At 57.7% G+C, this 25,800-nt stretch carries 28 protein-coding genes and 2 tRNA genes; 24 read left to right on the top strand and 6 right to left on the bottom strand.

The features are described 5' to 3' along the window. Nucleotides 1-13: 13 nt before the first annotated feature. The 4 genes from HTT03_RS02705 to HTT03_RS02720 form a co-directional block, all read right to left on the bottom strand. On the bottom strand, nt 14-1,228 hold the full coding sequence (locus HTT03_RS02705) for an NADP-dependent isocitrate dehydrogenase (protein WP_174858339.1): 1,215 nt from the start codon (nt 1,226-1,228) through the stop codon (nt 14-16). A 96-nt stretch (nt 1,229-1,324) separates the two neighbouring features. Beyond that, nucleotides 1,325-1,906, bottom strand: a complete 582-nt coding sequence (locus HTT03_RS02710; RefSeq protein ID WP_174858340.1) for an HD domain-containing protein — start codon at nt 1,904-1,906, stop codon at nt 1,325-1,327. After that, the gene (locus tag HTT03_RS02715; protein ID WP_174858341.1) at nt 1,903-2,139 is read right to left on the bottom strand and encodes a hypothetical protein; all 237 of its coding nucleotides are present in this window, start codon (nt 2,137-2,139) and stop codon (nt 1,903-1,905) included. Before HTT03_RS02715 ends, HTT03_RS02710 begins: the two co-directional genes overlap by 4 nt. Further along, a complete protein-coding gene (locus HTT03_RS02720) occupies nt 2,139-2,792 on the bottom strand; it encodes an alpha/beta hydrolase (RefSeq protein WP_174858342.1) in 654 nt (217 codons plus the stop codon). The genes HTT03_RS02715 and HTT03_RS02720 overlap by 1 nt, the downstream gene beginning before the upstream one ends. Before the next feature lie 173 nt (nt 2,793-2,965). Here HTT03_RS02720 and iscR point away from each other — a divergent pair, with 173 nt between their 5' ends. The 12 genes from iscR to HTT03_RS02780 all read left to right on the top strand — a co-directional run bounded on the left by iscR (nt 2,966) and on the right by HTT03_RS02780 (nt 14,639). Then, nucleotides 2,966-3,427: a Fe-S cluster assembly transcriptional regulator IscR gene (gene iscR, locus HTT03_RS02725; protein WP_174858343.1), complete on the top strand. Its 462-nt coding sequence runs from the start codon at nt 2,966-2,968 to the stop codon at nt 3,425-3,427. Next, complete coding sequence (locus HTT03_RS02730) at nt 3,424-4,518, top strand: aminotransferase class V-fold PLP-dependent enzyme (protein ID WP_174858344.1); 1,095 nt, start codon at nt 3,424-3,426, stop codon at nt 4,516-4,518. Before iscR ends, HTT03_RS02730 begins: the two co-directional genes overlap by 4 nt. Before the next feature lie 35 nt (nt 4,519-4,553). Further along, the gene (sufB, locus tag HTT03_RS02735) at nt 4,554-6,077 is read left to right on the top strand and encodes a Fe-S cluster assembly protein SufB (RefSeq protein WP_174858963.1); all 1,524 of its coding nucleotides are present in this window, start codon (nt 4,554-4,556) and stop codon (nt 6,075-6,077) included. Nucleotides 6,078-6,198: 121 nt separating this feature from the next. Beyond that, complete coding sequence (gene sufC / locus HTT03_RS02740; protein ID WP_174858345.1) at nt 6,199-6,954, top strand: Fe-S cluster assembly ATPase SufC; 756 nt, start codon at nt 6,199-6,201, stop codon at nt 6,952-6,954. Next, nucleotides 6,955-8,235, top strand: coding sequence for a SufB/SufD family protein (locus tag HTT03_RS02745; RefSeq protein ID WP_174858346.1), 1,281 nt, complete (start codon nt 6,955-6,957; stop codon nt 8,233-8,235). Then, nucleotides 8,235-8,717, top strand: a complete 483-nt coding sequence (locus HTT03_RS02750; protein WP_174858347.1) for a YIP1 family protein — start codon at nt 8,235-8,237, stop codon at nt 8,715-8,717. The genes HTT03_RS02745 and HTT03_RS02750 overlap by 1 nt, the downstream gene beginning before the upstream one ends. A gap of 3 nt (nt 8,718-8,720) precedes the next feature. Next, nucleotides 8,721-9,296, top strand: coding sequence for a YIP1 family protein (locus HTT03_RS02755; RefSeq protein ID WP_174858348.1), 576 nt, complete (start codon nt 8,721-8,723; stop codon nt 9,294-9,296). A gap of 3 nt (nt 9,297-9,299) precedes the next feature. Then, entirely contained in the window at nt 9,300-10,520 is a 1,221-nt protein-coding gene (locus tag HTT03_RS02760) for a cysteine desulfurase (RefSeq protein WP_174858349.1), read from the top strand. Between the two features lie 74 nt (nt 10,521-10,594). Then, nucleotides 10,595-10,671: transfer RNA gene (locus tag HTT03_RS02765), tRNA-Arg, on the top strand. A 1,111-nt stretch (nt 10,672-11,782) separates the two neighbouring features. Next, on the top strand, nt 11,783-13,537 hold the full coding sequence (locus HTT03_RS02770; RefSeq protein ID WP_174858350.1) for a TadE/TadG family type IV pilus assembly protein: 1,755 nt from the start codon (nt 11,783-11,785) through the stop codon (nt 13,535-13,537). Next, complete coding sequence (locus tag HTT03_RS02775) at nt 13,534-14,067, top strand: TadE/TadG family type IV pilus assembly protein (RefSeq protein WP_174858351.1); 534 nt, start codon at nt 13,534-13,536, stop codon at nt 14,065-14,067. Before HTT03_RS02770 ends, HTT03_RS02775 begins: the two co-directional genes overlap by 4 nt. Beyond that, a complete protein-coding gene (locus HTT03_RS02780; protein WP_174858352.1) occupies nt 14,064-14,639 on the top strand; it encodes a hypothetical protein in 576 nt (191 codons plus the stop codon). The genes HTT03_RS02775 and HTT03_RS02780 overlap by 4 nt, the downstream gene beginning before the upstream one ends. 183 nt (nt 14,640-14,822) lie before the next feature. On the opposite strand, the gene HTT03_RS02785 is transcribed toward HTT03_RS02780, so the two are convergent. Beyond that, nucleotides 14,823-14,912 (bottom strand) — tRNA-Ser (locus HTT03_RS02785). Nucleotides 14,913-15,057: 145 nt separating this feature from the next. Here HTT03_RS02785 and HTT03_RS02790 point away from each other — a divergent pair. The 8 genes from HTT03_RS02790 (at nt 15,058) to HTT03_RS02825 (ending at nt 22,171) form a co-directional block, all read left to right on the top strand. Further along, a complete protein-coding gene (locus tag HTT03_RS02790) occupies nt 15,058-15,900 on the top strand; it encodes a DUF2059 domain-containing protein (RefSeq protein ID WP_246253333.1) in 843 nt (280 codons plus the stop codon). Continuing rightward, nucleotides 15,897-16,709, top strand: coding sequence for a DUF2059 domain-containing protein (locus HTT03_RS02795; RefSeq protein ID WP_174858353.1), 813 nt, complete (start codon nt 15,897-15,899; stop codon nt 16,707-16,709). The genes HTT03_RS02790 and HTT03_RS02795 overlap by 4 nt, the downstream gene beginning before the upstream one ends. Nucleotides 16,710-16,915: 206 nt before the next feature. Beyond that, entirely contained in the window at nt 16,916-17,602 is a 687-nt protein-coding gene (locus tag HTT03_RS02800) for a 50S ribosomal protein L21 (RefSeq protein WP_174858354.1), read from the top strand. A 12-nt stretch (nt 17,603-17,614) separates the two neighbouring features. Continuing rightward, nucleotides 17,615-17,884, top strand: coding sequence for a 50S ribosomal protein L27 (gene rpmA / locus HTT03_RS02805; protein ID WP_174858355.1), 270 nt, complete (start codon nt 17,615-17,617; stop codon nt 17,882-17,884). Nucleotides 17,885-18,179: 295 nt separating this feature from the next. Further along, nucleotides 18,180-18,716: a GNAT family N-acetyltransferase gene (locus tag HTT03_RS02810; protein ID WP_174858965.1), complete on the top strand. Its 537-nt coding sequence runs from the start codon at nt 18,180-18,182 to the stop codon at nt 18,714-18,716. Between the two features lie 30 nt (nt 18,717-18,746). Continuing rightward, nucleotides 18,747-19,781, top strand: a complete 1,035-nt coding sequence (obgE, locus tag HTT03_RS02815) for a GTPase ObgE (RefSeq protein WP_174858356.1) — start codon at nt 18,747-18,749, stop codon at nt 19,779-19,781. Continuing rightward, a complete protein-coding gene (gene proB / locus HTT03_RS02820; RefSeq protein ID WP_174858357.1) occupies nt 19,769-20,875 on the top strand; it encodes a glutamate 5-kinase in 1,107 nt (368 codons plus the stop codon). The genes obgE and proB overlap by 13 nt, the downstream gene beginning before the upstream one ends. 30 nt (nt 20,876-20,905) lie before the next feature. Further along, nucleotides 20,906-22,171 (top strand): glutamate-5-semialdehyde dehydrogenase, encoded by a 1,266-nt coding sequence (locus HTT03_RS02825; RefSeq protein ID WP_174858358.1) that lies wholly within the window; start codon nt 20,906-20,908, stop codon nt 22,169-22,171. 3 nt (nt 22,172-22,174) lie between these two features. Here the strand turns inward: HTT03_RS02825 and HTT03_RS02830 are convergent, their stop codons facing one another. Next, nucleotides 22,175-22,777, bottom strand: a complete 603-nt coding sequence (locus HTT03_RS02830; RefSeq protein WP_174858359.1) for a histidine phosphotransferase family protein — start codon at nt 22,775-22,777, stop codon at nt 22,175-22,177. 30 nt (nt 22,778-22,807) lie between these two features. On the opposite strand from HTT03_RS02830, the gene HTT03_RS02835 reads away from it, so the two are divergent. The 4 genes from HTT03_RS02835 to rpsB all read left to right on the top strand — a co-directional run bounded on the left by HTT03_RS02835 (nt 22,808) and on the right by rpsB (nt 25,762). Beyond that, complete coding sequence (locus HTT03_RS02835; RefSeq protein ID WP_174858360.1) at nt 22,808-22,993, top strand: DUF3553 domain-containing protein; 186 nt, start codon at nt 22,808-22,810, stop codon at nt 22,991-22,993. A 147-nt stretch (nt 22,994-23,140) separates the two neighbouring features. Continuing rightward, nucleotides 23,141-23,899 (top strand): L-ornithine N(alpha)-acyltransferase, encoded by a 759-nt coding sequence (gene olsB / locus HTT03_RS02840; RefSeq protein WP_174858966.1) that lies wholly within the window; start codon nt 23,141-23,143, stop codon nt 23,897-23,899. Continuing rightward, a complete protein-coding gene (gene olsA / locus HTT03_RS02845; protein WP_174858361.1) occupies nt 23,896-24,726 on the top strand; it encodes a lyso-ornithine lipid O-acyltransferase in 831 nt (276 codons plus the stop codon). Before olsB ends, olsA begins: the two co-directional genes overlap by 4 nt. Nucleotides 24,727-24,883: 157 nt before the next feature. Continuing rightward, entirely contained in the window at nt 24,884-25,762 is an 879-nt protein-coding gene (gene rpsB / locus HTT03_RS02850) for a 30S ribosomal protein S2 (protein WP_174858362.1), read from the top strand. Nucleotides 25,763-25,800 lie beyond the last annotated feature (38 nt).

Below are 25,800 nucleotides of genomic sequence, written 5' to 3' on the forward strand. Positions count from 1 at the left end.
TAGATGTTGAACCCTAGCCCTGAAGCGCCTTGCTCAGGTTCTCATCAACTTTCTCAAGGAATCCCATCGTGGTGAGCCAGCCTTGATCCGGACCAACCAAAAGCGCGAGGTCCTTGGTCATGTAGCCTGATTCCACGGTATCCACGACGACCTTCTCCAAGGTCTCGGCAAAGTTCACCAGCGCCGTGTTCTCATCCAACTTGCCGCGGTGCTTGAGCCCGCCGGTCCACGCGTAGATCGAGGCGATGGAGTTGGTCGAAGTTTCCTCGCCCTTTTGGTGCTGACGGTAGTGGCGCGTGACCGTCCCGTGGGCGGCTTCAGCCTCTACAGTTTTGCCATCAGGCGTCATCAACAGACTGGTCATCAAGCCGAGCGAGCCAAAGCCCTGCGCCACGGTGTCAGACTGCACATCGCCATCGTAGTTCTTGCAAGCCCAGACATAGCCACCTGACCATTTCATCGCCGAGGCCACCATGTCGTCGATCAAGCGGTGCTCATACCAGATGTTCTTTTTCTTGAAGGCATCCGCAAACTCGGCGTCATAGATCTCTTGAAAGATATCTTTAAAGCGCCCGTCATAGGCTTTCAGAATGGTGTTTTTGGTCGAGAGATAGACCGGCCAGCCGCGCATCAGCCCGTAGTTGAAGGACGCGCGGGCGAAATCGCGGATCGAATCGTCGAGGTTATACATCGCCATGGTCACACCGGCGGAGGGCGCGTCAAAGACCTCTTTTTCAATGGTCTCACCGTCTTCGCCGACGAATTTAATGGTCAGCTTACCTTTGCCGGGAAAGCGGAAATCGGTGGCGCGGTATTGATCGCCATAGGCATGACGGCCCACGACAATCGGCTGAGTCCAGCCAGGCACGAGGCGCGGCACGTTCTTGCAGATGATCGGCTCGCGGAAGATCACACCGCCCAAGATGTTACGGATTGTGCCGTTGGGGCTGCGGTACATGCGCTTGAGGCCGAACTCCTCGACCCGCGCCTCATCCGGTGTGATGGTCGCGCATTTGACGCCGACGCCGTATTTTTTGATCGCTTCGGCCGCGTCGACGGTGATCTGGTCATCGGTCTCGTCGCGGGCTTCGATGCCAAGGTCGTAGTATTTCAGGTCCAGATCAAGATAGGGGGTGATCAGCTTTTTCTTGATGAAATCCCAGATGATCCGGGTCATTTCATCGCCGTCAAGCTCGACGATGGGGTTTTCTACCTTAATCTTCGACATGGCGAGGTCCTTTGGCTGAGGCTGCGTTTGGCCGAGCTTTAGCCTATTTCGGGCTAAAGGGGAAGATCGTATACAATGGTATGCCGAAACCTGCCCTCAGGCGGCACCGGCGAAAAAAGCGCTGATACGGGCGCGGGCATAGGCCCAAAGGGCCGGGGCGCCGATGGCGATCTTTCGCCCAACCTTCTCTTCGATCTGCGCCTCAGAGACATTGTAATCGGTCCAGCTGCCACCGCCCGACGCGAGGTTTTGCATCGGCGGCTGAAAGCGGTCGAGCGATTTGGCGAAACGAGCCGAAGGGCTTTCTCCGGCCTCGAACTCTTCCCAAATGCCGCGCAATTCATCGCGCAGATCGTCAGGCAAGAGGCCAAATATGCGGTCGGCAGCGAGTTGCTCTTTGGCTTCCATATCAGCAGTGTCGTAAGTGCCGAAAATCGGATTATCGCCCGCGTCGATCTCAACCAGATCATGCAGGATCAGCATTTTGATCACTCGGTTGATATCCACCTCCGGCCCGGCCTGATCGGCCAGCACCAGCGCATAGAGCGTCAAATGCCACGAATGTTCGGCGGAGTTTTCAGCCCGGCTGGCGTCACAAAGCGTGGTGCCACGCAGGATCGACTTGAGCTTATCCGCCTCGTTGAGAAAGGCGATTTGCTGGTCGAGCCGTGCCGTCATACGCCCGCCTTGGCGCGGTGTGCCTTGACCTTTCCAGCCAGAAAAGCGCGGGCTTTGTCATTTGCCATGCGCGTTCTGATCGCGGTCAAAAAGGCCTCTTCAAGGGTCTGCGACGAGGCGCCGAGCACCTCGCCGACTTGGACAAACAAACGGTCGTCACCAATCTCGGCCTGAACCGCCAGACAGTCCTCGGCCAGTTTGTTGGCCAGTTCGATGACGACCTGATCTGCCATTAGCGGGTCGACTCCGTCAGGCGGCGTTTCACATAGTCGGTGGTGGAGGTGATCAACGTATCCATATGCGGCTCTTCAAAGAAGTGGCCGGCACCTTCGACTTCCTTATGGGTGATCGTGATCCCCTTTTGCTCATGCAGCTTGCCCACAAGGTTGGTGGTATCGGCGGGCGGAGCCACACGGTCGGCCGTGCCGTTAATCACCAAGCCAGAGGCCGGGCAGGGCGCGAGGAACGAAAAGTCGTACATATTCGCAGGCGGCGAGACCGAGATGAAACCTGTGATCTCAGGCCGACGCATGAGCAATTGCATGCCGATCCACGCGCCAAACGAGAACCCCGCAACCCAGCAATGCTTGGAGTTGTTGTTCATCGATTGCAGGTAGTCCAGCGCCGACGCCGCATCAGACAATTCGCCGATGCCCTGATCATACTCGCCTTGGCTGCGGCCCACGCCGCGGAAGTTAAACCGCAACACGGTGAAACCCATGTTGTAGAAGGCATAATGCAGGTTATAGACGACCTTGTGATTCATCGTCCCGCCGAACTGCGGGTGCGGATGGAGCACGATGGCAATCGGTGCGTCACGTTCTTTTTGGGGGTGGTAGCGGCCTTCAAGGCGGCCTTCTGGTCCGGGAAAAATAACCTCGGGCATGGGTGTCCCTGTCTGGGGGTTCAAAGGTTGCCACGAATAGTTGACGAATTCGCTAGGCCACCTTAGAACGGTTCTAAATCTGGTTCCGCACACTTCGGTGGGGATCAGTCTTTGGACTTATGCATTTAAGCCGCCCGCGTCAATCAAATGGCGCGTCGGTGAGGGGTAGGACGATGAAGCTGTCAACCAAAGGGCGCTACGCGATGGTCGCTTTGGCCGATATTGCCCTCCAGCCTGATGGGGCACTGGTGTCGCTGGGCGATATCGCCGAGCGGCAGTCGGTCTCCTTGCCCTACCTTGAGCAGTTGTTCGTCAAGCTCCGCCGGGCAGAACTGGTGACCTCTGTGCGCGGGCCGGGGGGCGGCTACCGTCTGGCACGGCCTGCGACCGACATTCGCGTGGTTGATGTGCTGGCGGCGGTCGATGAGACGGTGGACGCGATGCACAAGGGCGCGGGCGCGTCTGGTGGGCTGTCGGGCAGCCGTGCGCAATCGTTGACGAACCGGCTGTGGCAGGGCTTGAGCGCGCATGTCTATGTGTTCTTGCATCAAACGCGCCTGTCGGATGTGGTTGGCAACGAACTGGTCCCTTGCCCTGCGGTGCCGAACCTCTTTGCTGTGGTAGACGAGCCGTGAGAACCTATCTCGACCATAACGCGACCACTCCGCTGCGGGCCGAGGCGCGTGACGCGATGATCGCGGCGATGGACCTGCCGGGCAACCCGTCGTCGGTGCATGGCGAAGGCCGCGCGGCCAAGGCCGTGGTCGAGCGGGCGCGGGGTCAGGTGGCCGCGCTGGTAGGCTGTGATCCGGTGGATGTGATATTTACCTCTGGTGCCACTGAAGCGGCAGCACTTGCAGCATCAATGGGCGCACGCGTGGTGACCTCGGCGGTGGAACATGATGCGGTTCTGTCTTGGGGGCAGCCGGAGCGGCTTGGCGTCGATGCGAATGGCGTCTGGGATGGCGATCTGAGCGCTGCGCAGGGTGCCGATGTCGTCGCACTTCAGGCCGCCAACAGCGAAACCGGCGTGTTGCAGCAGACCATGCCGCTGGCGCAACACTGCTGGGCAATGGAAAGCTCGCCTTACGTGCTGGTCGATGCGGTGCAAGCTGTTGGCAAGACCAATTTCAAGATGGCGACCTCCGGCGCGGATTTCATCCTTATTTCTGCTCATAAACTGGGCGGGCCAAAGGGTATCGGTGCGCTAATCGTCAAACGTGGGATTGATGTCCAAGCTCTTCTGCGCGGCGGTGGTCAAGAGATGGGGCGGCGCTCCGGCACCGAAAACATACCCGGTATCGCAGGCTTTGGCGCGGCAGCGGAAGCGGCGGCTGCGGATGTGGCAACGGGTCGCTGGGAAGAAGTCGCCGAACACCGCGATTTACTCGAAACTGCCCTTGCAGATGCAGCAAAGCTGACTATTTTTGTAGGGAAAGCTGCGCCACGCCTGCCCAACACCTCTTGCATCATCACGCCCGGCTGGAAGGGCGAGACTCAGGTGATGCAGATGGACCTTGCGGGATTTGCGATCTCAGCGGGTTCCGCCTGCTCCAGCGGCAAGGTACGCGCCAGTGCTGTGTTGCGCGCCATGGGCTTTGATGAAACACAGGCCGCCAGCGCGATCCGGGTGTCGCTGGGCCTGAACACCACCCGGGAAGACATCCTGCGGTTCGCTGAAAGCTGGACCGCAAAATTGAAAAAGCACGAAACGCGGGCTGCCTAAGCGCCCCCACGGAAAGGAACGAGACCTTGGAAAATGTGACCCTGAAAGAGAATGATGGCGTCAAGGAAGGCGTCGACCAGGAGACCGTGGACGCCGTGCGCGAAGTCGGCGGCAAATACAAATACGGTTGGTCCACTGACATCGAGATGGAATATGCCCCCAAAGGGCTGACGCCCGACATCGTGCGTCTGATCTCGGAAAAGAACGAAGAGCCGGAGTGGATGACCGAATGGCGTCTTGCGGCCTATGACCGTTGGTTGACCAAGAAAGAGCCCGATTGGGCGATGGTCGACTATCCTGAAATCGATTTTCAGGATCAGTATTACTATGCCCGTCCGAAAAGCATGATCGAAAAGCCAAAGTCGCTTGACGATGTGGACCCTAAACTTTTGGAAACCTACAAGAAACTTGGCATTCCGCTGAAAGAACAGATGGTTCTTGCTGGTGTCGAAGGCGCGGAAGACATTCCTGCTGAGGGGCGCAAAGTCGCCGTCGATGCGGTGTTCGACTCTGTTTCCGTGGGCACGACCTTCCAAGACGAGTTGAAGAAAGCGGGCGTGATCTTCTGCTCGATTTCCGAGGCGATCCGCGAGCATCCTGAACTGGTGCGCAAATACCTTGGCACCGTGGTGCCAGTGTCGGATAACTTCTATGCGACGCTGAACTCCGCGGTCTTCTCTGATGGCTCCTTTGTCTATGTGCCGCCGGGCGTGCGCTGCCCGATGGAACTGTCGACCTATTTCCGCATCAACGCCGAGAATACCGGCCAGTTTGAGCGGACGCTGATCATCGCGGACAAGGGGTCTTATGTCTCCTACCTCGAAGGCTGTACTGCGCCGCAACGCGACGAGAGCCAGCTGCACGCGGCGGTGGTTGAGATCATCGTCGAAGAAGACGCGGAGGTGAAATACTCGACCGTTCAGAACTGGTACCCCGGTGACGAAGACGGCAAGGGCGGTATCTACAACTTCGTGACCAAACGCGCCGATTGCCGAGGCGACCGGGCCAAGGTGATGTGGACACAGGTTGAGACCGGCTCTGCTGTGACGTGGAAATACCCCTCTTGCATCCTGCGCGGCGACGACAGCCAAGGCGAGTTCTACTCCATCGCCATCGCCAACAACATGCAGCAGGCCGACACGGGCACAAAGATGATCCACCTCGGCAAGCGCACAAAGTCGCGCATCGTGTCTAAGGGCATCTCGGCGGGTAAGGCGCAGAACACCTACCGTGGTCTGGTGTCGATGCACCCCAAGGCCAAGGAATCGCGTAACTACACCCAGTGTGACAGCTTGCTGATTGGCTCGGACTGTGGAGCGCACACGGTGCCTTACATCGAGGTCAAGAACAACAGCAGCCGGGTTGAGCATGAGGCAACGACGTCTAAGGTTGACGACGATCAGATGTTCTACTGCCGCTCGCGTGGGATGGACGAGGAAGAGGCTGTTGCGCTGGTTGTGAACGGCTTTTGTAAGGACGTCCTCCAAGCGCTGCCGATGGAATTTGCGATGGAAGCGCAAGCACTTGTGGCGATCTCGCTCGAAGGCTCCGTTGGGTGATGGGCAGGGCGCATACTGCGCCCGTCAACCCCAGAGACAACTTTAACAACGCAGGGCATGACCCTGACGAAAAACCGAATAACGCTATTGCGGCGCGAGTGCGCGCCAGAAGGAGACCGAAATGCTGAGCATCAAAAACCTGCATGTGGAACTGGAAGATGAGGACAAGAAGATCCTCAAAGGTGTCGATCTGGAAGTCGAAGCCGGTAAGGTCCATGCAATCATGGGGCCGAACGGCTCGGGCAAATCCACGTTAAGCTATGTGCTGTCGGGCAAAGACGGTTACGAAGTCACCGACGGCTCCGCCACGCTTGAGGGCAATGATCTGCTCGATCTGGAGCCAGAAGAGCGCGCCGCGGCAGGTCTCTTCCTCGCGTTCCAATACCCGGTGGAGATCCCCGGCGTAGGCAACATGACCTTCCTGCGGACCGCCGTGAACGCACAGCGCAAAGCCCGTGGCGAAGAAGAAATGTCGGCCGCAGACTTCCTCAAGGAAATCCGCGCTAAGGCGAAAGATCTGAAGATCGACGCCGATATGCTGAAGCGCCCCGTCAACATGGGCTTCTCTGGCGGTGAGAAAAAGCGTAACGAAATCCTGCAGATGGCCATGCTTGAGCCAAAGATGTGCATCTTGGACGAGACGGACTCGGGCCTTGACGTTGACGCGATGAAACTGGTTGCCGAGGGCGTCAACGCGTTGCGCAATGAGGGCCGTGGTTTCCTTGTGATCACACACTACCAGCGTCTGCTTGACCATATCAAACCAGACGTCGTGCATATCATGTCCGACGGACGCATCATCAAAACCGGCGGTCCTGAGCTGGCTCTCGAAGTTGAACACAACGGATACGCTGATATTCTCGCTGAGGTGGCATAAATGGCCGAGGCAAAACTCCAAGAAACCGCAACCGAGGCGATGATCTCCACGTTGAGTATGCCGCAAGGGGGCTGGGCTCAGCCCGCACGCGAGGATGCGCTGGCGCGCGTTCGCGCGATGGGTCTGCCGCAGCGTCGGGATGAATATTGGAAATTCACCCGCCCCGACACGCTGACACAGGCCGAACCGGTTCCTGCCGCGATCTTTGAACATGGCGACGCGCCCATGTTCGATGGGATCGACCGTTTGCGCATCGTCTTTGCCGACGGCGAATTCGATGCCGACGCCTCTGACGATCTGTCGCTCGAAGGCGTCAAAATCGAACGGCTCGCAACGGCGATGAGCGATCTGCATTGGGCGCGTGATCTCTATGGCACGCTCGAAAAGAATGGGCAAAATCCAGTGCCACGCCCGCTCGCGGCGTTGAACACCGCCTTTGCGACCGACGGCGTTTTGATCCATGTAACAGGGCGCCCAAGCAAGCCGATCAATCTGATTTACAAACATAAATCAGAGACTTCCGATGCGATGCTGCACCATATCGTCAAACTCGACGCGGGTGCAGAGATGACGCTGTTGGAAAATGGCCCGGCGGCTGCACGCTTTAACACGGTCATGGAAGTTGACGTGGCCGATACAGCACGCTTCCACCACGTGCGCGCACAGGGTCGGGATCATGAGCGCCGCGCAGCAACTCATCTGTTCACCCGTTTGGGCACAGAGTCGCTTCTCAAGAGCTTCACCGTCACGGTAAACGGCGCAATGACACGCAACGAATGTGTGATTGAGCTGACCGGGGACGATGCTTCGGCCCATGTGGCAGGGGCGTCTGTTGGCGATGGTGATTTCCACCACGATGACACGGTTTTTATTACGCATGATGCCGTGAATTGCGAAAGCCGTCAGGTCTATAAAAAGGTGCTGCGCAACGGAGCTACTGGCGTGTTCCAAGGCAAAATCCTTGTGAAAGAGGGCGCTCAGAAAACGGACGGGTATCAGATCAGCCAGTCGCTGCTGCTCGACGGGGACAGCCAGTTCCTTGCCAAGCCGGAGCTTGAAATCTACGCCGATGACGTGGCCTGTTCGCACGGGTCCACCTCGGGCGCGATCGACGAAGAAGCGCTGTTCTACCTGCGTGCGCGTGGCGTGTCTCATGCGGAAGCGACTGACCTTCTCACACTCGCCTTTCTTGCGGAAGCGGTGGAGGAGATTGAATCTGAGAACCTGCGCGAAGAAATCATCGGACGTCTGAGCTCTTGGCTGGAGCGTCGTAGCGGCTGATGGCTGTCACCAGCGATATTGTGGCGACCTATCGTGGCCCCGGCAAAGTGATGTCGGGGCTGCTTGCGCAGGGCCGCAACGAAGTGCGTGTGCTGATGTTCGCGCTTATGGCGGGGCTGCTGATCTTTGTGGCGTTGTCCCCCTATCAGGCCCGCGCGGCCCATCTTGATCCCGAAGGGCCGCTGTCCGTACGGCAGTATTGGTCCGCCTTTTTCTGGATATTTATCATGCCTTTGCTGCTGTATGGGCTGGCGGCAATGGTCTGGGCCGTGACCCGTGTCTCCGGGCAGCGGATAAGCGGCTATGCAGTGCGTTTGACGCTGGTTTGGTCGCTCTTGGCGTCCGCGCCCTTACTGTTGCTTTTGGGGCTGGCGCTTGGCTTTATCGGGCCGGGTTTACAGGCCCAGATCGTCGGAGCAATTTGGCTGGCGGTGTTTTTCTGGTTTTGGCTGTCTGGCCTTTACGCAGCGCTGAGGGCTTAAAGAATGCTCAATGCCCTCCTACCTTTAGCACAAACCACCCTGCGCGATCCGCGCGCGGCTGCGGCGATGATCGCCTCAGTTCCGATTGAGCGCAATGTGTTGTGGATGGGGGTCGCACTGATCGCTGCTCTGAACGCGCTTGTGATATCGGCAACCTTTGTACTGGCGCCGCCTGCGATGGTCTTGCCAGGCTATTTTCACATGCCGCTCGCGCTTTTTGTTCTGCTGGCGGGGCTGATGGTGCTCTACGTTCATGCGCTTTATTGGGTGGGCCGCGCGATGGGCGGGCAGGGGCGGGTTGCACCGCTGCTGGCCTCTGTCGTTTGGCTCCAATTCCTGCGGCTTGTAGCGCAACTCGGAGTGATCGTCCTAACCTTTGCTTTGCCGCCCCTCGCGCTCTTGGCGTCCGTGGTCGTGACATTTTGGGGGTTGTGGATTTTGTTGAATTTTGTCGCCGAAATCCTCGCCCTGCCGGGGCTGTTTCATGCGGCTGCGGTGCTTGCGGGGGCTGCGCTAGGGGTTGTGCTGGGCCTTGGGTTCCTGCTGTCATTGATCGGGCTGACCGCCCAAGGAGTTTAAGTCATGTTTGACGTTGAAGCCGTCCGCGCTCAGTTTCCGATCCTCTCGCGAGAGGTGAATGGCAAACCTTTGGTCTATCTGGACAACGGTGCCTCGGCGCAAAAGCCTCAGGTCGTCATCGACGCGGTGACTCAAGGCTACGCGTCGGAATATGCCAACGTTCACAGAGGCTTACACTACCTTTCTAATCTTGCAACCAATAAGTATGAATCCGTTCGCGGCACGGTTGCGCGGTTTCTAAATGCCCGATCGGAAGATGAAATCGTCCTTAACACCGGTGCAACCATGGGCATCAATACCGTTGCCTATGGCTGGGCGATGCCACGGATGCAGGCCGGGGATGAGATCGTTCTTTCGGTCATGGAGCATCACGCCAATATCGTACCTTGGCACTTTCTACGCGAGCGCCAAGGTGTCGTGCTGAAATGGGTCGACATAGACGCAACGGGCGCGCTTGATCCACAGGCGGTGATTGACGCTATTGGTCCAAAGACGAAACTTGTAGCAATCTCACATCTTTCCAATGTGTTGGGGACAAAAGTTGATGTAAAAGCCATCACCCACGCAGCGCAGGAGCGCGGCGTCCCGGTTCTGGTCGACGGATCGCAAGCGGCGGTGCATATGCCAGTGGATGTACAAGACATTGGCTGCGACTTTTATGCGGTCACAGGCCACAAGCTTTACGGCCCGTCAGGCTCTGGCGCGATCTATATGAAAGCCGAGCGGATGGCCGAGATGCGCCCCTTCATCGGTGGCGGCGATATGATTCGCGACGTCACCAAAGAGGCCGTCACCTATAACGACCCTCCTATGATGTTCGAAGCAGGCACCCCCGGCATTGTCGCGGCGATCGGACTTGGCGCGGCGCTGGACTTTATGATGGAGCTCGGGCTGACAAATATCGCCGCGCATGAGGATGAACTGCGCGACTACGCGGTTTCGCGGCTTGGGGGGCTGAATTGGCTAAACCTTCAGGGAACGACGCCCAACAAAGCGGCGATCTTTAGTTTTACCCTTGATGGCGCGGCCCATGCGCATGACATATCTACCATCCTTGACAAAAAGGGCGTGGCCGTGCGCGCGGGGCATCACTGCGCGGGGCCGCTTATGGAGCGTCTTGGTGTTTCAGCAACCTGCCGCGCGTCTTTTGGCATGTACAATACACGTGCTGAGGTAGACGTGCTTGTCGAGGCATTGGAACTAGCGCATGATCTTTTCGCCTGATCCAATCTTCGCGATACAAGCCGTTTGATTTCCCATTGCAGGCAGGGCGCGGGCTGTTTATACCGCCCCTCAGTGGACCCTTAGCTCAGCTGGATAGAGCGCTGCCCTCCGAAGGCAGAGGCCAGAGGTTCGAATCCTCTAGGGTCCGCCATCCTTTTAAATCATCGAATAGCTGGGGTTCGGATCAGATAGCCTCGGCTTTCAGAAAAATTTGGATGAAACCGGCGATTGGGACTGATATCCTAAACACCTTATGATTGGCTCTATTGAGAAAGTCTTGTCGCCTCGGTACAGGTCGGTTTTCTCTTGATTGGGCAATCACCGGATTTCATGGCTAGATAAAACAGGCAAACGCCAAGGCCCGGGATTTACGGATCTCAAAATCATGGTTTGGGTGCGCGATCAGAGTTACGTCAAAGTGCGCACGGAATATCGTCGCGCAGGGCAAGGACTTCTGCGCGAGCCTTGCGGACGTCTTCTTCCGTCTCTAGTTTAACTGGCAATGAACCAGGGTTCACAGCGCGCGAGCGGGGTCAGCTATTTCCACAGACGCGCTTGGCTCAATGCCCAGAACCTACCGACCGGCGTGATCTTTGACAGGCATTTTGCCGTGTATGGTTCGCAGCGTGACACCTTCACCGAACAGGCGATCGCGGATCTAAACGCTGAGCGCTATGCCTCCTACGTCATGTCCAAGTATACCGCGGCGCTCATCAAAGCTTAGGCGCGGGGAGAATGGCGCATGACCTTTTCGCTTCCCTGTGTTGCTAGGCGTTTAAAATCATCTTCCGGATGTTCAATCGTCACTCTCCGACGGCCAAAGTCCAGTCGCGCGAAATTGTGTTCCTAGGATTGAAGGACGGTTCGATTCCTCTCCGGTCAGGCCCGTCATAAACTTATTCGTTGTGTATATACTGACAACTTCATGAGTTTGCCGGGACTACTGTCTGACGATAGGTCATCGATGGCGGCGAAGGTTGATCCCACAAACTTGGCGTTCAATATTTCGCACGTCTGGGTTGCGGTATGTGCTTGTCCTTTGGAGTAAGAGAGGTTCGTATCGGGAACGTCCTATCTCATATGCAGCTTAGGATTGTGACCGAAATAGGACAACCTAGCCAAAAGTTGCCACACTTTAGCGCCGCGACTTCATAATTCGGCCTTTTTCAACGCCTAGTAGAATTCCTGTACATCTATTATTAACCATTCAGTGGTCCGCCGGGCATACTCCCTGCCGTTCCGCTGAGGCAGAGAATTTTACTATGCGAAACAAAACTGCATTTCGGCAGGCGAACCAGTTCTCCAAATTTAAGAAAAGCGAAGACGGCGGGATACTGATTCTGTCATTGTTCCTCTTCGTCGGCATGATGATCTTCGGCGGCCTTGCCGTCGACCTTGCGAACCATGAGCGTACGAGAACCACCTTCCAGACACATCTCGACAATGCAGTTCTCGCGGCGGCGAGTCTGTCGCAGGACCTTAGCGCAGAGGACGTAGTCTATAGCTATTTATCCTCAGCAGGGCTCGATCCCTCCGGTGTGAATGTTGACACCTCTACCGAGAAAATTGGCGGCATCGTGGTTGGCCGCACGGTGAATGCCTCTATGAACCGCGGTATCAACACCTATTTCTTCCGGTTTTTCGACTACGATACACTTGATATGACAATCGCCTCCCAAGCGACTGAGCGTGTGGAGGACATTGAGATTTCTTTGGTGCTCGACGTTTCAGGTTCGATGAACAACTATGCGTCAGATAGAAGCGGCAGAAAGATCTATTCTTTAAAACGGGCCGCCAAAGATTTTGTTGAGGAAGTCTTGAGCGAAGCCGAAGAGGGGCGTGTTTCAATCTCGATTGTCCCTTATGCGCATAAGGTTAATGTGGGCCGTGATCTATTGCGCCAGTACAACGCGACCAACGAGCATGACTATTCTCATTGCGTCGATTTTGAAGCCGAGGACTTCCAAAGCCTCGCTATTGACCCGGATGTGCAGATACAGACCACAGGACACTTCCGCATCTCATCGGCGAGTAATTCCTACTACAACAGCCCAACCAGAGGAACTTGGGTGTGTCGTAACGATACCGGCTTTGCGATCACGCCGCTCTCAAGCTCCGCGTTCGAGCTGAAAAGGCAAATTGATAACCTTTGGGCCGGTGGCACGACCTCTATCGAAGTCGGGGCAAAATGGGGCTTGGCACTGCTTGACCCGTCTGCCCAAAGACCAATCGCTGCCCTCGCGTCGGAAGGGATTGTAAATCCTGCATTCCGCGGGCGGCCACATCCTCACAATGCCGAGAACAATATGAAAGTTCTTGTCATTATGACGGATGGCGAGAACACGACTGAACAGCAGCTGCGCCCAGAATACGCGTCGGGAAATTCAGACCTCATCCAATTTACGAGCAATGGAGGTAAAGGCCCCTACTACAACGTCGTATCACGAGAAACTGCGAACCAAAACGACGGCGATAGAGATTTGTCCGAAAGGTATTTCTACGCATCCTATCCGCCCGTAACAAATAATTGGTATTGGCCTTGGTATAGCAGCGATAAAGAAGGGAACTCTAGCGGCGACCCCTTCTGGAACGATAACCTACTCGACTCCAATCCGCAGTTCGCCTCAGACCGTGACCCTTATGTTGGGAAGAACCTAACCTGGGCTGAGGTCTGGTACAGGATGTCTCCGCATTATTACGCCTATAATATGCGAGGGCGCCAAATGAATGACACAGGAGAATGGCACCACGTCGCAAAGGACCAATGGAACCAAATGGTTAAGAAGGTCGGCTCCGGCGTGAAAGATAACCGTCTGAAAAGCATCTGCGGCGTAGCGCAGCGTGCCGGGATTGTGATCTACACCATTGGAATGGACGTTCGTTATTCAAACTCGCTCGAAATTTTAAAGGAATGTGCCTCCACTGAAGCCCATTACTTCGACGTGAAGGGGATGGAGATCCAATCTGCCTTTGAGATGATCGCAGCCTCGATCTCAATGCTGAGGTTGACCAAATGACCAACAAGCAAAAGCTCACCTTCTTCCGAAAATCTGAAAGCGGCAGTGTCACGATCGAGTTTGTGATCCTCGTTCCGATTGTGTTGTACCTATTTTTCATGGCGCTCGAAACGGGTCTTTGGAGCGCAAGGGAAATCATGTTGCGTCGTGCAACAAATATGGTTGCCCGCGATGTCCGTCTGAGTGCTGGCGATCCTCCGAACTATGAGGAAATGAAGCAAATGATTTGTGACCGGTCCTTTTTCAGCGCTGGATGTATGAACTCTATCCGCATCCAAATGCAGGCGATGCCAGTGCAGCAATGGCGCAATATCACCACCTCGGCTCCCTGCGTGGACCGAGAGGAAGATTTCGACCCAGCAAATAATTTTATTCCGGGCCAGCAGAACGATTTGATGCTGGTTCGCGTCTGTCGGCTTTTTGATCCGCTCCTTCCGGGTACCGGCTTGGGCCGTAAACTACCCGAGAATTCGGATGGCGAATACGGTGTGCGGATCACCACTGCATTTGTAACGGAGCCTCAGGGATGAATATTTTGCGTAAGGCTGTAAGTTCATTTCTTAAGAGCGAAGTGGGCAGCCAATCTATCGAATTGGTCGTAATGGCGCCGCTTCTGGTCTGGACCATTTGCGCCATGCTGGCCTTCACCGAAGAATTCCGCGTCCGCGCAATGGCTGTGGATGCTACTGCTGTCATCGCAGACACGTTGTCGCGGCAAACCACGCCCATCAATCAAGCCTATCTCGAAGGGCTTAGGTCGGTGGCCGGACAACTGACCCGATATGGCGACAACGTTGGTCTGCGGGTGACCCAACTTCGGTGCAGCGAAAGGTGTGACAATCCTTCCAGACGGGTTCTTCACGTCGTATTTTCCGAGGCCGTCGGAATGCAGCAAGATTTAGACGACTCCGATTTTGAGCGCGGGGCGTTTCGCAACCGCCTGCCACTTCTCGCGCAGGGCGACCGGGTTATTCTGGTTGAAACAGCGTTTACGCATAAGCCGATTTTTAATGTTGGTCTGAAAGAAAGCCAGATCGAAATGTCCCAGACCACCCGAATGCGCTTTGCGCCACGGCTTTGTTGGTCGAGTTGTAATGTGTGACTTCCTAGCGTGTAGTCTACTGTGTTGATCAAGGAGAGAGGACGGTCGGGAAGTGCTAGGGCCGTATGTCACAGACGGTTTGAACGATGTCTGCCAATTGCGGTGGTCTTTGGCAGCTACAGTGCGATCCTGACGACCAGCTATGATCGAAAACTAAGGCGTTGAGCCTTATCAGGGGGATAGTGGCGGAGAGACAGGGATTCGAACCCTGGGACCCCGTGAAGGGTCAACGGTTTTCGAGACCGCCCCGTTCGACCACTCCGGCACCTCTCCGCGGGGGTCTGGGTGGCCCGTTTAGTCGGCTTTCCAGAGAGTGGCAAGAGGCGTTTTGCGCTAAGAGATAAACTTCGGGGATTTTCATTGCGCTGCGGCTTTGATCCCCTAAGTTTAAAGACACAAACGCTCGAAAGGACAGCCGATGCGCCGCCTCTATAGTTCAATTGCCACACCGTTTGCGCTGGCGCTGGCCATTATGCTCGCGGTGGCGCTGCCCTTGCGGGCGGCGGATCGGGGCGCGTTGGAGCAGTTTCTGAAGGTCACTGGCTTTGACGTCGCGTTGGAAAGTATTCGGCTGTCGGCTGATTCTGCGCCTGAGATTCTGGGGTTGGAGGCGGACAGTTTCGGCTCCGAATGGTCGCGTCTTGTGGCAGAGGTTTTTGATACTGACCTGATGCACGACATGGCGTTGGATATCCTTAGCGAGACACTCAGCGACGATCTGCTTACCCATGCGGCGGATTTCTATGCCAGTGATCTGGGGCAACGGCTCGTTGTGGTGGAAAACAAATCGCATATGGCCGAGGATGATGGCCTAAAGACTGAAAGCGGGGCGGAAATTATCGCGGGCTTGCAACGCATTGGCTCCCCGCGTGTCGACATTCTGCAACGTCTGAATGTCGCCAGTGATGTGGAGGGCATTTCCGTCCGCGCGATACAAGAGGTGCAAATCCGCTTCTTGCTGGCCGCCGCAGCGGCAGGGGTAATCGAACTTCAGATGGAAGAGCCGGACCTGCGTGCCGCGATGGCTGCCCAAGCAGAGCAAATGGGCGAACAGATCGCGGCCAGCGCGCTAGCGTCAGCGGCCTATACATATCAAGCCTTCTCGGACGACGAGCTTCAGGCCTACGCCGAAGCGCTGGAACATCCAAAGATGCAAAAGGTCTATACGCTGATGAATGCCGTACAATATGAAATCATGGCCAATCGGTTTGAGACCATCGCCATGCGGCTTTCGGCCATGCAGCCCAGCCAAGACCTATGAGGCGCAGCCTGCTCATTGCGCCGCTGCTCTGGCTGCTCGCACTGCCAGCTTGGTCAGACGCGCGCATGACGGTGCTGGTAGATTTGCTCGACCTGCGCGAAGTGGCCGCGATCCTGCGGCAGGAAGGGCAGGCCCATGCCAGCACCCTTAACCAAGAGATGTTGGGCGGGCAGGGTGGTCCGGGCTGGCAGATGCAGGTCGATACGATCTATGATCCGGACCGTATGGTTGAAATGGTGCGCCGCGCGTTGGAAGAAACCCTGCAGGACGACGCGCTTGAGGCTGCGATTGCCTTCTACTCATCCGATCTCGGTGGGCAGGTGATCGAAATGGAAAACGCCGCCCGCGCCGCGATTTCCGAAGGGGCGGTAGAGGATGCCGCACGGGAGCGCTTCGCTGAGCTTGACGGTACAGACGATCCGCGTTTGGCACAGATCACTCAGCTTCTCATTGCAGGCGACATGATTGATCGCAACGTAAGCACGGCGCTGAACAGTAATTTCCAGTTTCTCAAAGGGCTGCGGGACGGTGGCGCTTTGGCGGATAGCGAAGAGGACCTTCTGGCGGATGTCAGCGCTGACCTTGACCGGGTGACCGAAGATACGCGCGCCTGGCTTTATGCCTATATGCTGCTCGCCTATCATCCGTTGGACGATGCGGCCCTGTCGCGTTACATTGAATTTGCGCAGTCCGAGGCGGGCCGGGCGGTCAATCGCGGGCTGTTCAAAGGCTTCGGGAAAGCCTATGAAGATATCTCCTATGCGCTTGGCCGCACAGTTGCGCTGAATATGACGGCTGAGGAACTTTAAGTCGGTGGCTCTTACCGACTGAAAACCTGCTTGACTTGACCCGATAATCTGCACATAAGCCCGCATCCCGGCGGTCTATCCGTTTGCGGGAATGTTTTTTAATGACGCCCATATGGGTGCGCTGTTCGAGGCGGATTGGCCGGAAAGCCTGTCCACTAACTCCCAGGCGGGGGCCACAGAACGCGGATGACAGAAAAGGAAGACGCATGTTTGCGGTCATCAAGACAGGCGGCAAGCAATACAAAGTGCAATCCGGCGATATGCTGCGGGTTGAACGTATTGCGGCCAATGCTGGCGAAACAGTCCAGTTCAACGAAGTGCTGATGCTGGGCGGTGACAGCCCCGTTCTTGGCGCGCCAATGGTTAAAGACGCAGGCGTTCAGGCCGAAGTCGTTGACCAGATCAAAGGCGAAAAGGTCATCAACTTCGTCAAGCGTCGCCGGAAGCACTCTTCCAAGCGCACCAAGGGTCACCGTCAGAAACTGACCCTGATCAAGATCACAGACATTCTCGCCTCCGGCGCAGAAAAGTCGGGCGTTGCTGCTGCTGTCGGCACCGGTTCCGTAAGCGCCGCCGCTGTGGCCGCGATCACCGGCAAGACCGACGAAGCGACACAGATCAAGAAAGCCAAGAAGGCGAAAGCCACCAAGGCTGCGCCAAAAGCCGAGAAAGCCGACCAGATGTCGGAAGCCGGCGCGGACGATTTGAAAGCGCTGAGCGGCGTTGGCCCGGCTCTTGAGAAAAAGCTGCACGAAGCGGGTATCACCTCCTTCGCTCAGATCGCAGCATGGACCGAGGCGGATATCGCTGAAGTTGACGAGAAACTGTCTTTCAAAGGCCGTATCCAGCGTGAAGGCTGGGTCGATCAGGCCAAAGAAAAGACCAAAGGCTAAGGAGAGACCGAGATGGCACATAAAAAAGCAGGCGGTTCATCCCGTAACGGGCGCGACTCAGCTGGTCGTCGCCTTGGCGTCAAGAAATATGGCGGCGAAGCCGTTATTTCTGGCAACATCATCGTGCGTCAGCGCGGCACCAAGTTCTGGCCTGCCGAAGGCGTTGGCATGGGCAAGGATCACACGATCTTTGCAACCGTTGACGGCGCTGTGACCTTCCACAAAGGTCTCAAAAACCGCACGTTTATTTCGGTTCTGCCACGCGCGGAGGCCGCTGAATAAGCCGTACCCCAAAGGGTTTGAAAAAATCAGGGATCGGCGATACCGCCGGTCCCTTTTCTTTTTCCGGGAGTATTCCCATGTATTTAGTATCAGTTAAGGGGCCAAATTGCCCCGTCAGAGATTTTGACCTTCAGGGTCGATTGCCGCGAAAAATCTATGAAAACGTTACATTCGGCAGGGAGGTTTGGGCCGGCTGTGGCGCTTTCGTTTCGCAGCAGTTTCGCCTGATCGGGGCAAGGTGGGTCATGTTGACCACCGCCCCCCTATTCGGTCTGTTCGGAGGAGGAACATGACGATGCAGATGGATCCTATAGTCACCCAGCCCATGATCGAGACCGAGCGTTTTGACCTGCGCCCGGTGCGCAAGTCTGACAGTGGGCTGATTGAGATGTACGCCAGCGACCCCCGCGTTGCGAAGGCGACCTCATCAATCCCACACCCGCTGCCGCCCGGCAGCGTCGAGGCCTATATCACCCGCGCCATGTCCGACGGCCGCGAAGAGGACGTTTGGGTAATGGACGGCACGCGCGCGGGCAGTTCCGAGGTGATGGGCGTTATCTCTCTCACACGGCTGGACCGTAACCAATCCGAAGTCGGCTATTGGGTCGCTCCGGCTTTCTGGAACACTCATCTGGCTTCTGACGCTGTTCAGGCCTTGGTGGATGCCAACCCACTGGGCAACGACGCGCTTTTTGCCTCTGTTTTTCATGACAACCCGGCGTCGGCCAAGGTGCTAACCAATGCGGGATTTGTCTATCTTGGTGATGCGGAAACCTATTGCTTGGCCCGCGATGCTGCCGTACCCACATGGACCTATAGCCGTAAGCTCTAGGACCGTTTCCCGCGCCTGAAAGGCAAGACCATGAAGTTTCTCGACCTGTGCAAAGTCTATATCCGCTCCGGCGCCGGCGGCGGCGGCTGCGTGTCGTTCCGGCGTGAGAAATACATCGAATATGGTGGCCCGGACGGTGGTGATGGCGGCACTGGCGGCTCCGTTTGGGCCGAAGCGGTTGATGGTCTGAACACGCTCATCGACTTTCGTTATCAACAGCATTTCTTTGCTAAGAACGGTCAGCCCGGCATGGGCAAGCAGCGCACCGGTAAGGATGGCGATGACATCATCCTGCGCGTGCCGGTGGGGACCGAAATTCTTGATGAAGATCAAGAGACAGTCATCGCGGACCTGACTGAGCTGGGCCAACGCGTGCAGCTTGCCCGCGGCGGCAATGGCGGCTGGGGCAACCTGCATTTCAAATCCGCCACCAACCAAGCACCCCGCCGTGCCAATCCGGGGCAGGAGGGGGTGGAGCGCACGCTCTGGCTGCGCCTGAAGCTGATCGCGGATGTGGGCCTGCTGGGCCTCCCGAATGCCGGGAAATCGACCTTTCTGGCCGCCACCTCCAACGCGCGTCCCAAGATTGCGGATTACCCTTTCACCACGCTGCATCCGAACCTTGGGGTGGTTGGCGTCGACAATACTGAATTCGTTGTTGCGGATATTCCTGGCCTGATCGAAGGCGCCTCTGAAGGGCGCGGCTTGGGGGATCTTTTCCTCGGGCACGTCGAGCGTTGCGCGGTGCTGCTGCACCTGATCGACGGCACGTCTGAGACCTTGGCAGAGGATTACCACACGATCATCGGAGAGTTGGAAGCCTATGGCGGCGATCTGGCTGAAAAACCCCGCGTCACCGTGTTGAACAAAGTTGACGCTTTAGATGAAGAAGACCGTGCAACCCGTTTGAAAGAATTAGAAAACGCCTGTGGCGGGCCGGTGATGATGATGTCCGGCGTGGCGGGCGAAGGGGTGACCGATGTGCTGCGCACCCTGCGTCAGAACATCGACGATGACCGCCTGCGGTTCCGCAGTACCGAGGAAGAAGAGCCTTGGCAGCCCTAACCACCGCCCGCCGTGTCGTTATCAAGATCGGCTCCGCTCTGTTGGTGGACCGCCACAGCGGCGCTTTGCGCCGCGATTGGCTGGCGGGATTGGCGCAGGATGTGGCTTGGCTGAAATCCAGCGGCTGCGATGTGGTGCTCGTGTCCTCAGGTTCCATCGCTTTGGGGCGTGGGGTGTTGGGCTTGCCTTCGACAGTCTTACCACTTGAGCAGGCCCAAGCGGCTGCGGCAGTGGGTCAGATCCGTCTGGCACGGGCCTATGAAGAAGTCTTAGCACCGCATGACATCACCACTGCGCAGGTGCTCGTCACCCGCGAAGACAGCGCCAACCGTCGCCGCTATCTCAACAGCCGCGCGACATTGGAGCAGCTTTTGTCGCTCAGCGTGGTGCCGATTGTGAACGAGAATGACACTGTCGCCACCGATGAAATCCGCTTTGGCGACAACGACCGGCTGGCCGCGCAAATCGCCGTGACGGTAGGCGCGGATCAATTGATCCTGCTGTCGGACGTGGATGGGTTCTACAGCGCAAACCCCGCGCAGGACGCGACAGCGAAACGCTACGACAGGATCGACTCGATCACCCCCGAAATCGAAGCAATGGCAGGGGATGCGGGTTCGGGCCTGTCCAAAGGGGGAATGAAAACCAAGCTAATGGCCGCGCGCACGGCAACGGCATCAGGCTGTGCGATGGCGATCACCGATGGTTTCGTTATGCGTCCTCTTACCGCGTTGGAAAACGGCGCCAACGCCACTTGGTTCACCGCCCAAAGCGACCCGCAGGCCGCACGCAAACGCTGGATTGCGGCCATGCAACCGCGCGGAACGGTGACGCTAGACGCAGGCGCTGTTGGAGCCTTGAGCCGTGGCAATTCGCTTCTGCCTGCGGGCATCACGGCCATATCAGGCAGTTTCGAACGTGGTGACAGCATCGCGATGCACGGCCCGGCAGGACATTTGGTAGGCTATGGCCTCAGCCGCTATTCGGCAGAGGAAGCAGCGGAGATCAAAGGCTGTAAGAGCACCGAGATCGAAGCCATTCTGGGCTATCCCGGACGGGCCGCATTGATCCACCGTGATGACATGGCGCTTTGAGACGCAGGATTAAGACAGGACGGTAAGCCGATGGATGATATGGAGAATATCCCAGCACTGATGGCCGAAATCGGCGCAAAGGCGCGTGCCGCGACGACGCAACTCGCCAGCGCGAGCGAAGAGCGCAAACATGCGGCGCTGATCGGTGCGGCCGAAGCTGTCTGGCGCAAGCGCAAAGAGATCATCGACGCGAATGCGCAGGACATGGCTTATGGCCGGGAAAAAGGCCTGTCGGACGCGATGATGGACCGGCTTATGCTCGATGAGCCGCGCATCCGCGGCATGGTCGACGGGTTGCGTTCTGTGGCGGAGCAAGCGGATCCAGTGGGTGAGGTCATTGCAGACTGGGACCAACCTTCGGGGTTGAACATCCAGCGGGTGCGCACGCCGCTTGGTGTGATCGGCGTTATCTATGAATCGCGGCCCAATGTGACCGCCGATGCAGGTGCGCTCTGCCTGATGGCCGGAAACGCTGTTATCTTGCGCGGCGGGTCGGAGAGCTTTCACTCCTCCCGCGCCATCCATGCTTGTTTGCAAGACGGTCTGCGTGATGCTGGTCTTCCCGAAGCGGCGGTCCAACTGGTCCCGACCAGGGACCGCGCTGCGGTGCGGGAAATGTTGACCATGACCGATACGATTGACGTCATCGTCCCGCGCGGCGGCAAGGGCTTGGTCGGATTGGTCCAACGTGAGGCCCGCGTGCCGGTTTTTGCCCATCTCGAAGGCATCGTGCATATCTATATCGACGCTGAAGCCGACCCGGAGAAGGCGCTGAAAGTGGTGCTGAACGCCAAGACCCGGCGTACCGGAATTTGTGGCGCGGCGGAATGCTTGTTGATCCATCACAGCATTGCCGCGACAATCGGCCAGGGGATTATTCGCGCGTTGATGGATGCGGGGGTCGAAGTGCGCGCCGATGCAGCCTTGCAAACGATCCCCGGCACCGTTGCCGCGCAGCCAGACGATTGGGGGCGGGAGTATTTGGATATGACCGTTGCCGCCCGCACGGTGCAGGATGTCGAGGAGGCAATGGCGCATATCCGGCAATATGGCTCCGGTCATACCGACTGCATTTTGACCGAGAACCCTGAAACCGCGAACCAGTTTTTGAACGGGCTGGATTCAGCTATCTTGATGCACAACGCGTCAACGCAATTCGCGGATGGCGGCGAGTTCGGCATGGGCGCCGAGATCGGCATCGCAACCGGGAAGCTCCACGCCCGTGGACCGGTTGGGGCGAGCCAGTTGACCAGTTTCAAGTACCTTGTGCGGGGCAATGGCACGGTACGCGGCTAACGGTCAGAAGGTGAGCGAAAGCTCAGTTTCCGTCGCGTGAAACGCAATCTCACGCCCAATGTCTGCCGCCAGCAGCGGCAGCAGGGCAAATTGGACCTGCGCGGGCTGTAACTTGGTTTCCTGCTCTGGATCCGTCAGCAGGCCCCAGAAGGCAGGTTCAATACCGATCTTGTCGGCGCGCGCTGTCAGTTTGAGCGCGCCCGCGTTTTCTTGGATCAGGATATGCCCGCCATAATGGAGGGCGGTTTCAAGGCATAGAAGCGCCAAGAAGCTCATCCGCACAGTGGAACGCGGCTGCGGCGCGTCGATCTGCCAGTCGACCTCAAACCTTGTGTCAGCGAAGAGATCGCGTAGGATCGAGATAATTTCACCGTTGCCCATGCTCTGCTCGCCCGCCGCGCCAAAGGCGATACGAAAGAACCGCACCCGTGCGGAGGCGCTTTCCACACTTTGACCGATGAGGGCCAACTCCGGCCCTGGCGCGGCGCCTGTGCCAGACATATTAAGCAATTCCAGCCCGTTGTTGATCGCGCCGATGGGCGATATCAAATCATGACAGATGCGGCTGCCGATGAGGGCAGGCAGGTCTAAGTTGTGTTTGCCCATGGTGGCCCCCCTATTGGGATAGGATTGGATATGGAAGATCTTAACGCGCTGCTCACGCCGGGCATGTTGGTGCAGCACCCGGACCGGCCTGACTGGGGCACAGGACAGGTGCAAAGCAACATCGGCGGCAAGGTGACGGTCAACTTTCGCGACCATGGTAAAGTGGTCATAGACAGCTTTCGGTTAGCGTTAATGCCTGTCTTTGATGAAGGATGATCCTTTTTAAATTCTTAATGTTAGAAAAGGTTTTTCGTAACACAACTTAAAGAAGAGTACCTGGCTAAGGGGCTCTTGGCAAGTGTTGCGCTGCCCATGCTGATTGCCTATCAGGCGGGGACGTTCACCAAGGCGCAGGATTGGCCAATGCCGCGGGCAGTTGCAGCAGATTTTCAGGTCAGACTGGCCCGGACCGAGGCCGATGTGCGGGCCGCGCAGCGCTTGCGTTACGAAGTGTTCATCGAGGAACTAGGCGGCGGCGGTGCGCTGGTGGATCATGCGGCCCGGCTTGAGAAAGACCGATTTGACCCGTTTTTCGACCATCTGCTGCTGACCGATCGGCGCAATGGCAATTTAGCTGGGGTTTACCGTGTGATGCGCAGCGATATGGCGCTGCGGGCAGGGGGGTTCTACTCAGAACAGGAATACGATCTGGCACCGCTGCGCGCTTCTGGCAGACGTTTGCTGGAGCTTGGGCGGTCCTGTCTGCATCCGGCGTATCGCGGCGGGGCTGCGATGCATTACCTTTGGGGGGCGCTGGCGCAATATGTGGCGGACCATGCGATCGAAGTGCTCTTTGGTGTTGCGAGCTTTCGCGGGACGGACCCTGCGGCCCTCGCGCAGCCATTGTCGCTGTTGCATCACCGTCACCTTGCCGTGCCGGAGCTGCGGGTGCGGGCCAAGACGTTTCACCGGATGGACCTGATCCCCGAAGCCGATCTTGATCGAAGGGCGGCGACTTCAGCCTTGCCGAGTCTGATCCGCGCTTACCTGCGTCTTGGCGGCAGCGTCGGGGAGGGGGCCTTCGTCGATCATGCGTTTAACACCACTGATGTCTGCCTAATCCTTGATACCGAACGGATGAGCCCGCGCGGGGTGCGCATCTATCGGGGGGCCGCCACATGACCACGACATGGGACAGCGACCAGCCCCCGCCGCGTTTTCGGCTCTCGTTATTGGGGCTCTTGTTGGTGGTCCTGCGGGGCATCCCTTTGGCGCTCTTGGTGTTCGGCGGGCTGGTCGTGCTGTTGCTGGTGCGGCTTGTGGAGCAACCGCTCTATGGCGTCAGACGGCCTGTGACGCCCTATATCACCCAGTTCGTCTGTCGGAACGCGTTCCGGGTGCTTGGGATGCGGTTTATCCAACGTGGCGCTCCGATGAGCGGCCCGGGGGCGGTGGTGGCGAACCATACGTCATGGCTCGACATATTTGCGCTGAACGCAGCAAAGCGGATCTATTTCGTGTCGAAGTCCGAAGTCGCCAGATGGCCCGGTATCGGCTGGCTTGCGCGGGCGACCGGCACGGTGTTTATCCGCCGGGACCGGTCCGAAGCCCGCAGCCAGACCGACATCTTTCGCGCGCGTCTCATGGCGGGGCACAAGTTGTTGTTCTTCCCCGAAGGCACAAGCACAGACGGGCTGCAAATCTTGCCGTTCAAGACGACACTCTTCGAAGCCTTCTTTGATCCAACCCTGCGCGACCATATCGCGGTACAGCCGGTCACGGTGAACTACCACGCGCCTAAGGACGCTGACCGACGCTTTTATGGGTGGTGGGGGGATATGTCCTTTGGCACGCATTTTCTGACCACGCTGGCCGCGCCCCGTCAGGGTGCTGTAGAAGTGATTTACCACGCCCCGTTGCCGGTTGCGGAATTTACCGGGCGCAAGCCATTGGCAAAGGCCTGTGAAGCACAGGTACGCGCCGCACACCGCGATCCGCTGGCCTTGTAATACCCCCTTGCGCTGTCGCCCGCGCTGGCATATATGCGCCCCACTTGAACCCGCAGTCGGGGTTGGGCCTTTTGGGGAGAAATCCTAAAACGTCCGCCGGTTGGTAGCATGTCGCTGTCATACCCCCGATGAGGCTAAACCGGAAAGGTATAAAGACATGGCTCTTCCTGAGTTCTCCATGCGCCAATTGCTTGAAGCAGGCGTACACTTTGGTCACCAGACACAGCGCTGGAACCCCCGCATGGGCCCGTATATCTACGGCGCACGCAACGGCATCCACATCATGGACCTCACGCAGACCGTCCCCATGCTGGACGATGCGCTGAAAGTGATCCGTGACACCGTCGCCAAAGGCGGCAGCGTTCTCTTCGTGGGCACCAAGCGTCAGGCTGCTCAGCCGATCGCCGATGCCGCAGAGAAATGCGCTCAGTATTACATGAACCACCGTTGGCTCGGCGGCACGCTGACCAACTGGCAGACCGTTTCGCAGTCGATCAACCGTCTGAAAAGCATTGATGAGCAGTCCGAGCGCGGCTTTGAAGGTCTGACCAAGAAAGAGCGTCTTGGCATGGAGCGCGACCAGTCCAAACTGGAAGCTTCGCTCGGCGGTATCCGTGAAATGGGCGGTCGTCCTGACCTGCTCTTTGTCATCGACGTGAAAAAAGAAGCACTGGCGATTGCCGAAGCGAACAAACTGGGCATCCCGGTTGTGGCCGTGGTTGACACCAACTGCTCGCCCGATGGCATCGACTACATCATCCCCGGCAACGACGACGCGGCCCGCGCCATCGCACTCTACTGCGATCTGGCGGCACGCGCGGCACTTGACGGCATGTCCGCTCAGCTGGGCGCGGCAGGCGTTGACCTCGGCGCGATGGAAGAAGCACCGCAGGAAGAAGCGCTGACCGAAGGCGAAAGGACCGGCGTCGAAATCGGCAATGCGTCCGAAGAGACCCTGCATGACGATGCCATGAGCAAAGACGCACCGCTGGACATCGAATCCAAGAAAGAGACCGTCGCCGAAGCGAAAAGCTAAGCCGTACGGATCAGAAACACGGGGCAGGGTGACCTGCC

It is taken from the genome of Sulfitobacter maritimus, assembly GCF_013346665.1.
Taxonomy (GTDB): Bacteria; Pseudomonadota; Alphaproteobacteria; order Rhodobacterales; family Rhodobacteraceae; genus Sulfitobacter; species Sulfitobacter maritimus.

Coding starts and splice junctions, on each gene's coding strand:
- HTT03_RS02720 (WP_174858342.1), bottom strand. CDS start 2,792: ATGCCCGAGGTTATTTTTCCCGGACCAGAAGGCCGCCTTGAAGGCCGC.
- rpmA (WP_174858355.1), top strand. CDS start 17,615: ATGGCACATAAAAAAGCAGGCGGTTCATCCCGTAACGGGCGCGACTCA.
- sufC (WP_174858345.1), top strand. CDS start 6,199: ATGCTGAGCATCAAAAACCTGCATGTGGAACTGGAAGATGAGGACAAG.
- HTT03_RS02835 (WP_174858360.1), top strand. CDS start 22,808: ATGGAAGATCTTAACGCGCTGCTCACGCCGGGCATGTTGGTGCAGCAC.
- olsA (WP_174858361.1), top strand. CDS start 23,896: ATGACCACGACATGGGACAGCGACCAGCCCCCGCCGCGTTTTCGGCTC.
- HTT03_RS02775 (WP_174858351.1), top strand. CDS start 13,534: ATGACCAACAAGCAAAAGCTCACCTTCTTCCGAAAATCTGAAAGCGGC.
- HTT03_RS02825 (WP_174858358.1), top strand. CDS start 20,906: ATGGATGATATGGAGAATATCCCAGCACTGATGGCCGAAATCGGCGCA.
- obgE (WP_174858356.1), top strand. CDS start 18,747: ATGAAGTTTCTCGACCTGTGCAAAGTCTATATCCGCTCCGGCGCCGGC.
- HTT03_RS02770 (WP_174858350.1), top strand. CDS start 11,783: ATGCGAAACAAAACTGCATTTCGGCAGGCGAACCAGTTCTCCAAATTT.
- HTT03_RS02710 (WP_174858340.1), bottom strand. CDS start 1,906: ATGACGGCACGGCTCGACCAGCAAATCGCCTTTCTCAACGAGGCGGAT.
- HTT03_RS02790 (WP_246253333.1), top strand. CDS start 15,058: ATGCGCCGCCTCTATAGTTCAATTGCCACACCGTTTGCGCTGGCGCTG.
- rpsB (WP_174858362.1), top strand. CDS start 24,884: ATGGCTCTTCCTGAGTTCTCCATGCGCCAATTGCTTGAAGCAGGCGTA.
- olsB (WP_174858966.1), top strand. CDS start 23,141: ATGCCGCGGGCAGTTGCAGCAGATTTTCAGGTCAGACTGGCCCGGACC.
- iscR (WP_174858343.1), top strand. CDS start 2,966: ATGAAGCTGTCAACCAAAGGGCGCTACGCGATGGTCGCTTTGGCCGAT.
- HTT03_RS02800 (WP_174858354.1), top strand. CDS start 16,916: ATGTTTGCGGTCATCAAGACAGGCGGCAAGCAATACAAAGTGCAATCC.
- HTT03_RS02780 (WP_174858352.1), top strand. CDS start 14,064: ATGAATATTTTGCGTAAGGCTGTAAGTTCATTTCTTAAGAGCGAAGTG.
- HTT03_RS02810 (WP_174858965.1), top strand. CDS start 18,180: ATGCAGATGGATCCTATAGTCACCCAGCCCATGATCGAGACCGAGCGT.
- HTT03_RS02705 (WP_174858339.1), bottom strand. CDS start 1,228: ATGTCGAAGATTAAGGTAGAAAACCCCATCGTCGAGCTTGACGGCGAT.
- HTT03_RS02750 (WP_174858347.1), top strand. CDS start 8,235: ATGGCTGTCACCAGCGATATTGTGGCGACCTATCGTGGCCCCGGCAAA.
- HTT03_RS02745 (WP_174858346.1), top strand. CDS start 6,955: ATGGCCGAGGCAAAACTCCAAGAAACCGCAACCGAGGCGATGATCTCC.
- HTT03_RS02715 (WP_174858341.1), bottom strand. CDS start 2,139: ATGGCAGATCAGGTCGTCATCGAACTGGCCAACAAACTGGCCGAGGAC.
- HTT03_RS02760 (WP_174858349.1), top strand. CDS start 9,300: ATGTTTGACGTTGAAGCCGTCCGCGCTCAGTTTCCGATCCTCTCGCGA.
- HTT03_RS02795 (WP_174858353.1), top strand. CDS start 15,897: ATGAGGCGCAGCCTGCTCATTGCGCCGCTGCTCTGGCTGCTCGCACTG.
- HTT03_RS02830 (WP_174858359.1), bottom strand. CDS start 22,777: ATGGGCAAACACAACTTAGACCTGCCTGCCCTCATCGGCAGCCGCATC.
- HTT03_RS02755 (WP_174858348.1), top strand. CDS start 8,721: ATGCTCAATGCCCTCCTACCTTTAGCACAAACCACCCTGCGCGATCCG.